The following is a 12,041-nucleotide window of genomic DNA, read 5'->3' as shown; positions in this document are numbered from 1 at the left end:
CACCATGACATCGGCCGCTCAGCCCGCGGCACCGTACGCCGGGGCGCCACGCCAACCCGGCCACGGGCCCGACCAGGACGTCCCGCGCACCGTCACCGCCCCCGCGACCCCGGGTGACCGGGTGTTCCGCGGCGTGCTGCGGCTGGCCGGCCTCTCGGTCTTCGCGATCATGGGACTGATCGCCTTCTTCCTGATCCTGCGCGGCACCGACGCGCTGCGCACGGTCGGCTGGTCCTTCCTGACCGAGCAGAAGTGGCAGACCGCCGCCCACAACTTCGGCATCGCCGCCGTGCTGCCCAACGGCCTGCTGATCGCGGTGATCGCGCTGGTCATCGCCGTCCCGGTGGCACTCGGCACCGCGATCTTCATCTCCGAGTACGCGCCGGTGCGGCTGCGCGCCGCGCTGATCTCGCTCGTCGACCTGATGGCGGCGATCCCCAGCATCGTCTACGGCCTGTGGGGCCTGTTCTTCCTGCAGCCGCGGATCATCGGCTTCGTCCGCTGGATGGCCAACCACCTGGGCGACACCATCCCCTTCCTCAAGGTGCGCATCGGCGACATCGGCACCTCGTACACCTCCTCGACCTTCATCGCCGGCGTGGTGGTCTCCCTGATGATCATCCCGATCGTCACCTCGCTCAGCCGGGAGGTCTTCTCCCAGGCCCCGCAGGGCGAGCGGGAGGGCGCGTACGCGCTGGGCTCCACCCGCTGGGGGATGGTCCGCGCGGTGGTGCTGCCGTTCGGCAAGGGCGGCGTGATCGGCGCGGTCATGCTGGGTTTCGGCCGGGCGATGGGCGAGACCATCGCCGTCGCGCTGATCATCTCGCCGAACTTCAAGGCCATCACGCACATCCTGGAGAACGGCGCCAACTCGATCTCCGCGCTGATCGCGCTGCGCTTCGGCGAGTCGGACGCGCTGTCGCTCTCCGCGCTGATGGCCGCCGGTCTGGTGCTGTTCGCGCTCACCCTGCTGGTCAACGTGCTGGCCGGGATCGTCATCAACCGCTCGCGCTCCGGCGCCGCGACGGCGGACTGACCATGACGGACCGTCAGCACGACGACGCCCGGGCGAGCCGCCGACCGAACCGTGAAGGGACCAACCGATGACCACGCTCGACCTGCCGCCGGTCGCGGCGTCCGGGCCCGCCGGTGCGCCCGCGCCCGCCGCGGTCGACCCGCCGCGGCCCGAGAAGAGGATCCGGATCGGCGGCGTCACCCGCGACGACGTCCTCACCGTGGCGGGCGCCGCGACCGGCTCGCTCGCGCTGGACTGGGTGCTGTACGAGCGGGTGCTGCCGTTCAGCGGCGCCTTCGGCTTCCTGGTCTGCTGGTACCTGCTCTTCCTGGCCGGCTACTACCTGCTCGGCCGGCTCCAGTGGAACCCGATGATGGTGCGCGACCGGCTGATCGCCGTGGTCGCCTGGAGCTCCGGGCTGCTGGTGGTCGGGCTGATCGCCGACCAGATCGGCTACGTCGGCAGCCGCGGCTGGGAGGCGGCCCAGCACCTCAACTTCTTCACCGAGTCGATGGAGCACACCGGCCCGCTCGACCCGCTCACCTCCGGCGGCGCCCTCAACGCGATCGTCGGCTCGCTCGAACAGCTGGGCCTGGCCACCCTGTTCGCCGTTCCGCTGGGCATCGCGGCGGCCGTCTTCATGTCCGAGGTCGGCGGCCGGCTGGCCCGCCCGGTGCGCACCCTGGTCGAGGCGATGACGGCGCTGCCGTCCATCGTGGCCGGCCTGTTCATCCTCGGCGTCGTGATCATCACCTTCGGCTTCGAGAAGAGCGGCCTCGCGGCCTCGCTCGCGCTCACCGTGATGATGATGCCGATCGTCACCCGGGCCGCCGAGGTGGTCATCCGGCTGGTGCCCGGCACGCTGCGCGAGGCCTCGTACGCGCTCGGCGGCAGCCAGTGGCGCACGGTGTGGAACGTGGTGCTGCCCACCGCCCGGCCCGGCCTGGTGACCGCGGTGGTGCTCGGCATGGCGCGCGGCGTCGGCGAGACCTCGCCGGTGCTGCTGACCTCCGGCTTCACCGCGCAGTTCAACGGCAGCCCCGTGGACGGGCACCAGGTCTCGCTGCCGCTGTACATCTGGAACTACGTCAAGCAGCCGTACGACGGGATGATCGCGCGCGGCTTCGCGGCCGGTCTGACCCTGATGGGCGTGGTCCTGATCCTCTTCGTCACCGCGCGCGTGCTCGGCGGCCGCAGGCCCGGGCAGCTGACCCGGGCGCAGAGGCGCCGGTTCGACCGGGAGGCCCGCCGGCAGAGGGCGGCCGCCGCCGGCGGAGTGGCCCGCCCGTACGCGCTCCCACCGCGGGCCGAGCGCTGATGTCCCGTCCAACCACCCTCCGTACCAGAGGAGTTCACATGTTCCGGGAGGCCGCAAGGCGCTCCATGGCCCGGCTGCTGGCGGGGACGATGTCCCTGTCGCTCGCCACGGCCTCCCTGCTGCTCGGGCAGACCCCGGCCCACGCGGCCTCCGTCTCGCTGAGCGCGGACGGCTCCAGCTGGGCCGGCCCCGCGATCGACCAGTGGCGGCAGGACGTGTCGCCGCAGGGCATCCAGATCAACTTCAACCCGGTCGGCTCGGCGGCCGGCCGCACCCAGTGGTCGATCGGACAGGACGACTTCACCGCCTCCGACGTGCCGTTCCGCTCCGCGCCGGACACCGGCCTCGGGCAGAACGGCCACGCGAACGGCGGCGGCGACCGGGAGAACCCGGTCTACGGCTTCTCCTACGTCCCGATCACCGCGGGTGGCACCACCTTCATGTACAACCTGGTGGTCGGCGGCAAGCAGGTCCGCGACCTGCGGCTGTCCCCGCAGACCATCGTGGACATCTTCACCAACAAGATCACCAACTGGAACGACCCGAAGATCACCGCCGACTACGGCAAGGCCCTGCCCAACCTGCAGATCACCCCGGTGATCCGCTCCGACGGCTCCGGCGCCACCGCGCAGTTCACCCGCTGGATGGAACACACCCACAAGGACCAGTGGGACGCCTACTGCACGTCGGTCAACGGCGTCAGCTGCGGCGACTACACCGAGTTCTTCCCGCCCTCCGGCCGGATGACCGCCCAGAACGGCTCCGACGTGGTGGCCGGCTACATCAAGTCCCCCGGCAACCAGGGCACCATCGGCTACGACGAGTACGCCTTCGCCAAGCGCAGCAACTGGCCGGTCGTGAAGGTGCTCAACGCGGCCGGCTACTACTCGCTGCCGACCGCCTCCAACGTCGCCGTCGCGCTCACCGCCGCCAGGATCCGCGGCGTGGACGACGGCACCCCGGCGGACGACCCGAACTACCTCCAGCAGAACCTCGACGGCGTCTACAGCATGAACGACCCGCGGGCGTACCCGATCTCCAGCTACAGCTACCTGATCGTGCCGCGCGCCGGAGCGGCGCAGCCCCCGCCGCCGCGCTTCAACAACGACAAGGGCTCCGCGCTCAGCCGCTTCCTCTCCTACGTGCTGTGCGAGGGCCAGGGCAAGGCGGACGACCTCGGGTACTCGCCGATCCCGCGCGGCCTGGTCCGCGGCGGACTGCTGCAGACCAAGTCCATCCCCGGCAACGCCAGCCCGGTCGACCCCAACACCCTCTCCAACTGCGCCAACCCGACCTTCAACGCGGCCGGCGAGCTGACCGTCCTCAAGAACGCCCCGATGCCCAGCGAGTGCGACAAGCTGGGCGCCCCGCTCAACTGCGTGGTGCAGGGCGGCAAGGCGACGCCGGCCGGCTCCGGCAGCGGCGCGGGCTCCGGCGGTGCCGGTGGCTCGGGCGGGTCCGGCGGCACCGGTGGTGCGGCGGGCGGCTCCGGCGGCACCGGCGGATCGGGCGGCTCGGGCGGATCCGGCGGCGGCACCGGGAACGGCGGCGGCACGGGCGGTGCCGGCACGGGCGGCACCGGTGGGGCCGACGGCGCGGCCGGCGGCGACCCGAACGCGGCCGGCGCCGGCGGTGCCGGTGACCCGAACGCGGCCGGCGACGCCGGTGACGGCGCCGGGGACGTGATCGACCCGCAGACCGGCCAGGTGGTCGCCCGCGGCCGCGGCGCCGCCGCCACCGAGGTGGCGGCCAACGTGGTCGAGGTCAGCGGCAAGCCCGAGGACTGGACGCTGTCCACCCTCACCGCGCTCGAACTGCTCGCCGTGGTGCTCGTCCCGCCGCTGCTCGGGCGGCGCCTGCTGCGCCGCCGCAACGGCTCGGGCGGCACCTCGTGACCGCCCCGGTGCTGGAGAAGCCGGCCGGGCGGCCGGCGCCGACCGCCGCGCCGGAGCCCACGGCCGACGGGCCGGCGCCCGCCCGGCCCGCCGTCCCGCCCGGGCGGCGGCGGTTCCTCCAGGGCGCCTGGGCGGTCAGCCTGGCGGCCGCGCTGGTGCTGGGCTTCGTCGGCTACCTGTTCACGCTCTCGCACGTGCAGGAGCGGCACTACCAGTCCACCGCCTACAAGACCTTCCGGGACCAGCTGGCCCGGGCCGTCGCCCCGACCGGCGCGGCCGCCGACGGCGACCCGGTGGCGCTGCTGGACATCCCGGCGATCGGCCTGCACCAGGCCGTCGTGGTCGAGGGCACCACCGGCCGGGACCTGATGCGCGGCCCCGGCCACCGCCGGGACACCGCGCTGCCCGGCCAGCGCGGCGTCGCGGTGGTCTTCGGCCGCGGCGCCACCTTCGGCGCCCCGTTCGCCGAGCTGTCCAAGCTGCGGGTCGGCGACAAGATCGAAGCCACCACCGGGCAGGGCAGGTTCACCTACACCGTCAACGTGTACGGCGACGGCGACCACCCGATCGCCGACCCGGCCCGCAACCGGATGGTGCTGGTCACCGGGGACTCCGACTGGATCCCCGGCTCCACCGTCATGATCGGCGCCCGGCTGGAGGGCGAACCCGAGCAGAACCCCGGCGGCCGGCCCGCGACCGTCCCGTACGACAAGGCGCTGGCCGCCGACAAGGGCGCGCTGGCCACCCTGCAGCTGTGGTCGCTCGCCCTGCTGGGCGCGGTGCTCGGCGCGCTGGTGCTGGCCCGGTACTGGCGGCGCTCGGCCGCCTACCTGAGCCTCGCGCCGGTGGTCGGCGCGCTGCTCTGGGCGGTCTACGAGAACGCCGCCGCCCTGCTGCCCAACCTCTACTGACGCGCGCCCGGAGGACCGTACCGATGACCGACGCACCACTGAGCTCTGCCCCGCCGGCCGACGCCCCGCTGGCCGGCCCCTCGCCGGCCGACCCCGTCGCCGACACCATCACCCTCCCCCCGGTCGCCCCCGCCCCGTACGCCGACCCGCGGCACCCGCAGGGCCACCCCGGCGGGGGGTCGCTGGCCGGCCTGGAGACCCGGGACGTCTCCGCCTGGTTCGGCACCCGCAAGGTGCTGGAGCGGGTCTCGCTGGCGATGCCGGCCGGCGGGGTCACCGCGCTGATCGGCCCGTCCGGCTGCGGCAAGTCCACCTACCTGCGGATCCTCAACCGGATGCACGAGATGGTGCGCGGCGCCGCCCTCGCCGGCGAGGTGCTGCTGGACGGCGACGACGTCTACCGGCCCGGCCGGCGCCCCGCCGAGGTGCGGCGCCGGATCGGCATGGTGTTCCAGCGGCCCAACCCCTTCCCGGCGATGTCCATCCAGGACAACGTCGCCAGCGGGCTCAAGCTGGCCGGGATCAAGGTCTCCAAGGAGGAGCGCCGGGACCTCGTGGAGACCAGCCTGCGCCGGGCCGGGCTCTGGGACGAGGTCTCCACCCGGCTGCACACCCCGGGCGGCGCGCTCTCCGGCGGCCAGCAGCAACGCCTGTGCATCGCACGGTCGTTGGCCGTCTCGCCGGACATCCTGCTGATGGACGAGCCGTGCTCCGCGCTCGACCCGACCTCCACCCGCCGGGTCGAGGAGACCATCGCCGAACTGCGGGGGCGGCTCACCATCGTCATCGTCACCCACAACATGCAGCAGGCCCAGCGCGTCTCGCAGAGCTGCGCGTTCTTCCTGGCCACCCACGACACCCCGGGCCGGATCGTCGAGGCCGGGCCGACCGAGCAGATCTTCGGCAGCCCGCGCGACCAGCGGACCTCGGACTATGTCAACGGCCGCTTCGGATAAGGCGGTTGCCGCAACCTGTCGGAGTTGCGGCCGGGGGAGCGAGCGGCCCGGTCAGCCGAGGCCGAGCAGCTCCTCCAGGACTGCCGCGACGCCGTCCTGCTCGTTGCTCACCGTGTGCAGCGGCACCGCCGCCAGCACCTGCGGGTGGGCGTTGGCGACGGCGTACGCGGTGCCGGCCCAGGCCAGCATCTCCAGGTCGTTCGGCATGTCGCCGAAGGCCACCACCTCGCCGCGGTCGATCCCGTGCCCGGCGCACCAGCGGGCCAGCGTGCTGGCCTTGGTGACGCCGGGCGCGCTGATCTCCAGCAGCGGGATCGGCGCCGAGCGGGTGATCTCCGCCAGGTGCCCGGCGGCCGACCGGGCCTCGGTGAGGAAGGTGTCCGGGTCGAGCTCCGGATGCTTGGCCAGCAGCTTGAACAGGCCCCGGACCGGTCCGCCGGCCCCCAGCAGCTCCTCCGCCGGGCCGATCGCGTGCTCCAGGTCGTCGCCCCACATCGGCACCACGTAGTCGGGCTCGCGGGCCCAGCCGTCCGGGTACTCGAAGGCGAACGCCGTCCCGGGCAGCTTGGCCCGCAGCACCTCGACCACCGCCAGCGTGGTCTCCACCGGCAGCGGGAACGACTCCAGCAGCTCCCCGCGCCGCACGTCCACCACCGCGCCGCCGTTCGAGCAGATCGCCACCCCGTGGCCGCCGATGTGCGGGCTCACCTGCTGCATCCAGCGCGGCGGCCGCCCGGTCACGAACACCACCTGCACCCCGGCCGCCTCGGCCGCCGCCAGCGCCGCGGCGGTGCGGTCGGTCACGGTGCCGCCGGAGCAGAGCAGGGTGCCGTCCAGGTCGGTGGCGATCAGGCGGGGAGCGGTACGGGGTTCGGTCACCGGTCCATCTTCGCCCATCGGCGCCGCCGGGTCACCGGCACGGTCGGGACGGACCCCAGGGTCCGCGCCGGGCGCCGGGCGGGGCCGATCCGGCCCTTCGTGCGCCGTTTCCGGCCGAACCGCCCCGGCCCGGGGTGTCCCGGCCCCGTACGGCGGGCAGGACTGCCCACGGCCACCCCGTCGGCAGGAAGAGCCATGCCCACTCGCCAGCTCCGTGCCCAGCCGCCCCCGACCGCCCGCCCAGGCCCCGGCTCCGGCGGCCCGGACGCGACCGACACCTCACGCGACCCGGTCCTGCTCGGTGACGTCCTCTTCCACACCCTCGCGGACCTCGCCCGCCGCACCGAGGCCCCCGCCCTCCCGGCCCAGCGCACCCGCCCGCACCCGTAGCGGCGCCCCCGGTCGTCCAGGCGTGCACCGCCCGCTCAGGCGGCGGCCGGGGCGGGGCGCTCGCGCAGGAGGAGGACGGCGTTCAGGGCGACCGCCGCGGCGGTGAGGCCGTGCACGCCGAACGCGGTGGCGGCCGACCCGTGGTTGCCCAGGACCGTCAGCATGTCGGTGACGGGCGCGAAGGTGAGCCCCAGCAGCATCCAGCCGGCGGCCCTGCGGTGACCGGTCAGCAGGAGGGCGAGGAGGCCCAGGCCGGTCGCGACGTCGCGCCCGCCCTTGACGGTGAGGAAGCCCGTGCCCTCGTGCCGCGGCCAGCTCGGCAGGCCGAATCCGGCCGCGGACCCCTGGGGGTCCAGCAGGTAGATGACGCCGATGTACAGGACGAACAGGACGCTCAGGACGGTGAGGACGGTGGTGAAGCGCTTCATGGCTTTCCTGTCTTTCAGTGCGGAGGGGTTGGTCCGGGCGGAGGGGCGGTCGGGGCGGTTCGGGCGGGGGCGGTCAGCCGCGGACACGGCGGGTGGCGCGGGCGTACCGCGCGCGGCCGACGGCGTGCCAGAGCAGTCGGGCGGGGAGCGGCAGGCCGCCGAGGAGCGCCGAGCGTTCGGCCGGACCGGCCTCCTCCAGGACCATGCCGAGGAAGAACAGCAGCTTGGGCTTGGGCGTGTGGGCCAGGAAGTGCTCGCCCATCGCGTTCCACTCGTGCGCCCACAAGTGCCGTGCCGCGAGCGGGAGCAGTGCGGTCTCCTCCTCGTCCAGGTGCTCGACGAGGACCGCCCGGTGCTCGGCGAGGGCGGCCGTGAGCGTGTCGCGTTCCGCCTCTCCGGCCGCCGGCTCCCAGGCGGCCAGGGCGGTTCCGGCCGCCGCGAGGGTGGCGGCGACCCGTTCGTGCTGGGCCTCCATCCGCAGGACGAGGTCGGCTTCGAGGTCGACCCTGGCCAGCAGGGGAGGCCACAGGAACGCGTCCTCGCCGTGGTGGTGGTTGGTCAGGCCGAGCCGGTAGTCGCGGAAGTGGTCCGCCAGCACACGGGCGCGGACGGTGTCCCCGGGGGCGACGGTGGCGACCAGCTCGATCAGCAGTCGTGACTCGCGGCGCAGGCCGCGGTGGACGACCACCATCTCCCGGGTGTTCGGGCGGTTCTGTACGGGTGCGCTCTCGGTGTCCATGCGAGAAGGCTCGCCGGGGGCTCCTGGAGGGCGTTTGGAAGCGACTTGGAGGAAGGCCGTCCGACGGTGGGCGGGCCGTCTACGATGTGCCCGGTGACGGTCTCCCTACGCGTGCTCGGCTCCTTCGTGGCCGAGCGGGACGGCGGCCCCGTCCCGCTCGGCGGCCGGCGGCAGCGCGCGGTCCTGGCCCGGCTGGCGGTGGCGCGCGGCGCGGTCGTCTCGGTCGACCGGCTGGTCGAGGAGATCTGGCAAGGTGCCCCGCCCGCACGGGCGGTGACCTCGCTCCAGGCGTACGTGTCGAACCTGCGACGGCTGCTCGAGCCCGGCAGGGCACCGCGCACTCCGGCCACCCTGCTGGTCAGCGCACCGCCCGGGTACGCGCTGCGCCTGCCCGAAGGCGCCGTCGACGCCTGGCGGTTCGAGCGGCTGCTGCGCGAGGCGCGCGAAGTCCCGCCGTGGCGGCCGGAGACCGCGCGGAGCCTGCTCGGCGAGGCGCTGTCGCTGTGGCGGGGCACCGCGTACGCCGAGTTCGTCGACGACTCCTGGGCCCGGGCCGAGGTCGCCCGGCTGGACGAGTTGCGGCTGGTCGCACGCGAGCTGAACGTGGTCGCCGGACTGAGGTCGGCGGATGCCGCGGTGACCGTTCCCGAGGCCGAACTGCTCACCCTCGACGAGCCGTTGCGGGAAGAGGGCTGGCGGCTGCACGCGCTGGCGCTGTGGGCGGCGGGCCGGCAGGCCGACGCGCTGGCGACGCTGCGCCGGGCCCGCGCGGTCCTGGCGGCCGAGGTGGGCCTCGACCCGGGGCCCGCGCTGAGCGGGCTCGAAGCGGCCGTCCTGGGCGGTCGCACCGAGGTGCTGCGGGCCGCGACGGAGGTTCCGCGGGACCGGCCGCCGACCCGGCCCGACGTCCGGAGCGCCCCGGCCCCGGCGGACCGGCCCGCCACCGACACCCGCCGACCCGCCACCGACACCCGCCCGTTCGTCGGCCGCGACGCCGAGCTCGCCCGGCTGGTGGAGGCCGCCGGCCGGGCGGCCACCGCCGGGCCCGGGGTCGCGCTGGTCACCGGGGAGGCGGGCCTGGGCAAGTCGGAGCTGCTGGAGCGGTTCGGCGAGCGGCTCCGTGGAGACGGCTGGCTGGTCGCGGTCGGCCAGGCCACCGACGACGAGGGCGCGCCACCCGCGTGGCCCTGGGTGGCGGCACTGCGGACGATCGCCGCCGCCGCGCCGCCGCCGGCCGGGTCCGCCGAGGTCCTGGCCCCGCTGCTCTCCGACCGGGCGTCCGGCCGGGGCCCCGACGAGGACGTGGCCGCCGGCCGGTTCCGTCTGAACCGCGCGGTGTCGCGGTGGCTCGCGGCGGTGGCCCGCGAACGGCCGCTGGCCGTGCTGCTGGACGACCTGCACTGGGCCGACGCCGAGACGCTCGCCCTGCTGACCGGCCTGACCGACCTGCCCCAGGGGACACCGGTCCTGGTCGTGGCCGCCTACCGTCCGAACGAGGTCGAGGGCCCGCTCGCGGACCAGCTCGCCGTGCTCGCCGGGCGCTCCCCGCTGCGGCTGCCGCTGCCGGGGCTGCCCGGGCCGGCCGTCGCCGAGGTGATCAAGGCCGCCGGTGCCGGGCCGGTGGACGCCGGAACGGTCGCCGCGCTCGCCGAACGCACCGGCGGCAACCCCTTCTACGTGTGGGAGAGCGCCCGGCTGCTGGGCAGCGAAGGCGCGTTGGTCGCCCTGTCCGAGGTGCCGGAGGGGGTACGGGACGTGGTGCGCCGCCGGCTCGGGCGCCTCCCCGAGGCGGTGGTGGCAGTGCTCCGGCTGGCCGCCGTCGTCGGGCGCGAGGCGGACGTCGAGCTGCTGGTCGGCGCCGCGGACACCGACGAGGACGGGGTCCTGGGCGGGCTGGACGCCGGCCTGGTCGCCGGACTGCTGACCGAGCCCGCCCCCGGCCGCGTCCGGTTCACCCACGCGCTGGTGCGCGACACGCTGCTCGCCGATCTGAGCGGCCTGCGGGCCAGGCGGATGCACGGGCGGATCGCGGCCGGTCTGGAGCGGCTCGGTTCGAGCGACGTGTCCGCGCTGGCCCACCACTTCGCGAGGTCGGCGGCTTCGGCCACGGCTGCCCAGGGCGTGCACTACTGCCTGCGCGCGGCCGACCTGGCGGCCGCCCGGTACGCCCACGACGCGGCGGCCGATCTGCTCGCGGCCGCGCTGGACTGCTTCGACCGGACCCCGGCCGGCCCGTCGGAGGACCGGGAGGCGGAACGCGTCGACCTGCTGGGCAGGCTGCTGCGCGCCCAGGTGCGGGCCGGGGCGGTCATGTCCGCCCGCGCGACCCGGCAGCGGGCGATCGACTGCGCGGTCGGCACCGGCCGCAGCGAGCTGCTGATCCGCGCGCTCACCGCCTGGTCCGAGCCCACGCCGTGGCAGACCCGGCCGTACGGCGCGGTCGACGAGCCCGTGGTCGCGCTGCTCGGCCGGTCCTTGGACCTGCCGGACCTGGCACCCGCCGCCCGGTGCGGGCTGCTGCTCGCCTACTGCGCCGAACTGTCCGACGAGCGGAACCCGCGGGTGCGGGCCGCGGCCGAGGAAGCCGTCGGACTCGCGACGGCCCTGGGGGACCCCGGCCTTCGCGCGCGGGCGCTCGCGGCGCTGCTCCGCGAACTCGACACCGAGCTCGACACCGAGCGCGAGGGCGGCGAGCTCGCGCCGCGGAGCGAGGAGCTCGTCCGGCTCGCCACCGAGCACGACCTGCCGGCCTTCCGCTGGTTCGGCCTGCTCAGCCTGTCGACCGCCGCCGCAGCCGCAGGCGACGTCGCCGCCGCGTACGCCCACATCGACACCTGCGTCGAACTGGCCCGGACCTACCGGATGCCGGGGCCCGTCGTGGTCGGTCAGACCGCGCTGGCGACCCGGGCGCTGATCGAAGGGCGCGCCGAGGACGCCGAGGAGCTGTACGCCGAGGCCACCGCCGGAATGGCCAGGCAGGGCTCTCCGCACGCCGACGGCTTCCTGCAGGTCGCGCTGGCGACGATCCGGGCCGCGCAGGGACGGCTCGGCGAGTTCGTCCCGCAGGCCCGGCGGCTGACCGAGGAGTTCGGCCCGCTGGTGGCGGACCTGCTCGCGGCGGCCCTGTGCGCCGCCGGCCGGCCGGACGAGGCCCGCGCCGTCCTGGCCCGGGTCGGGCCGCTGCGCACCGACTACCTCCTCACGGTCCTCGCGACCTTCCGCGCGATGGCCGTGGTGGCGCTCGGCGAGCGGCAGCGGGCCGACGAGCTGTACGCCACCCTGCTCCCCCACCGTGACGCGCCGCCGCCCGCCGCGGGCTTCACCCTGGCGATCCGCCCGGTCGCGTACACCCTCGGCGAGCTCGCCCGCCTGCTCGGCCGCGACGCCGAGGCCGCCGCGCACTTCGCGCACGCGGCCGCCGTCGCCGACCGGTGGGGCACCGCCCTGGGGCGCGGCGGCAGCGGCTGACCGGCTGGGCACGCCCGTGACCTCGGTCAAGCCTCGTTCACC

At 75.2% G+C, this 12,041-nt stretch carries 10 protein-coding genes; 7 read left to right on the top strand and 3 right to left on the bottom strand.

Translation table 11 applies throughout. The features are described 5' to 3' along the window. Nucleotides 1-4: 4 nt before the first annotated feature. The 5 genes from pstC to ACYP53_RS07980 all read left to right on the top strand — a co-directional run bounded on the left by pstC (nucleotide 5) and on the right by ACYP53_RS07980 (nucleotide 6,095). Complete coding sequence (pstC, locus tag ACYP53_RS08000) at nucleotides 5-1,036, top strand: phosphate ABC transporter permease subunit PstC (protein ID WP_189913363.1); 1,032 nt, start codon at nucleotides 5-7, stop codon at nucleotides 1,034-1,036. A 67-nt stretch (nucleotides 1,037-1,103) separates the two neighbouring features. Continuing rightward, a complete protein-coding gene (pstA, locus tag ACYP53_RS07995; RefSeq protein WP_459647012.1) occupies nucleotides 1,104-2,333 on the top strand; it encodes a phosphate ABC transporter permease PstA in 1,230 nt (409 codons plus the stop codon). A gap of 38 nt (nucleotides 2,334-2,371) precedes the next feature. Continuing rightward, nucleotides 2,372-4,228 carry a phosphate ABC transporter substrate-binding protein PstS gene (locus ACYP53_RS07990; RefSeq protein ID WP_459647011.1) on the top strand — a complete coding sequence of 619 codons (1,857 nt, stop codon included), beginning with the start codon at nucleotides 2,372-2,374 and terminating at the stop codon, nucleotides 4,226-4,228. Then, the gene (locus ACYP53_RS07985; protein ID WP_189913365.1) at nucleotides 4,225-5,139 is read left to right on the top strand and encodes a class E sortase; all 915 of its coding nucleotides are present in this window, start codon (nucleotides 4,225-4,227) and stop codon (nucleotides 5,137-5,139) included. Before ACYP53_RS07990 ends, ACYP53_RS07985 begins: the two co-directional genes overlap by 4 nt. Nucleotides 5,140-5,162: 23 nt before the next feature. Further along, complete coding sequence (locus ACYP53_RS07980; protein WP_189913366.1) at nucleotides 5,163-6,095, top strand: phosphate ABC transporter ATP-binding protein; 933 nt, start codon at nucleotides 5,163-5,165, stop codon at nucleotides 6,093-6,095. Between the two features lie 51 nt (nucleotides 6,096-6,146). Here the strand turns inward: ACYP53_RS07980 and ACYP53_RS07975 are convergent, their stop codons facing one another. Further along, entirely contained in the window at nucleotides 6,147-6,992 is an 846-nt protein-coding gene (locus ACYP53_RS07975) for an HAD family hydrolase (protein WP_189913367.1), read from the bottom strand. A 177-nt stretch (nucleotides 6,993-7,169) separates the two neighbouring features. On the opposite strand from ACYP53_RS07975, the gene ACYP53_RS07970 reads away from it, so the two are divergent. Beyond that, nucleotides 7,170-7,364 carry a hypothetical protein gene (locus ACYP53_RS07970; protein WP_189913368.1) on the top strand — a complete coding sequence of 65 codons (195 nt, stop codon included), beginning with the start codon at nucleotides 7,170-7,172 and terminating at the stop codon, nucleotides 7,362-7,364. 35 nt (nucleotides 7,365-7,399) lie between these two features. Here the strand turns inward: ACYP53_RS07970 and ACYP53_RS07965 are convergent, their stop codons facing one another. Together ACYP53_RS07965 and ACYP53_RS07960 are read right to left on the bottom strand one after the other, a co-directional pair. Beyond that, complete coding sequence (locus ACYP53_RS07965; protein WP_189913370.1) at nucleotides 7,400-7,792, bottom strand: DUF4267 domain-containing protein; 393 nt, start codon at nucleotides 7,790-7,792, stop codon at nucleotides 7,400-7,402. 73 nt (nucleotides 7,793-7,865) lie between these two features. After that, nucleotides 7,866-8,531, bottom strand: coding sequence for a hemerythrin domain-containing protein (locus ACYP53_RS07960; RefSeq protein WP_459647010.1), 666 nt, complete (start codon nucleotides 8,529-8,531; stop codon nucleotides 7,866-7,868). A 93-nt stretch (nucleotides 8,532-8,624) separates the two neighbouring features. Between ACYP53_RS07960 and ACYP53_RS07955 the strand changes: the two genes are divergently transcribed. Next, a complete protein-coding gene (locus ACYP53_RS07955) occupies nucleotides 8,625-11,999 on the top strand; it encodes a BTAD domain-containing putative transcriptional regulator (RefSeq protein ID WP_459647009.1) in 3,375 nt (1,124 codons plus the stop codon). Nucleotides 12,000-12,041: the final 42 nt, after the last annotated feature.

The organism is Kitasatospora sp. Ki12 (genome assembly GCF_054601375.1).
Note: the sequence above shows the minus strand (reverse complement) of the source record. Positions and strands in the feature narration are given on the sequence as shown.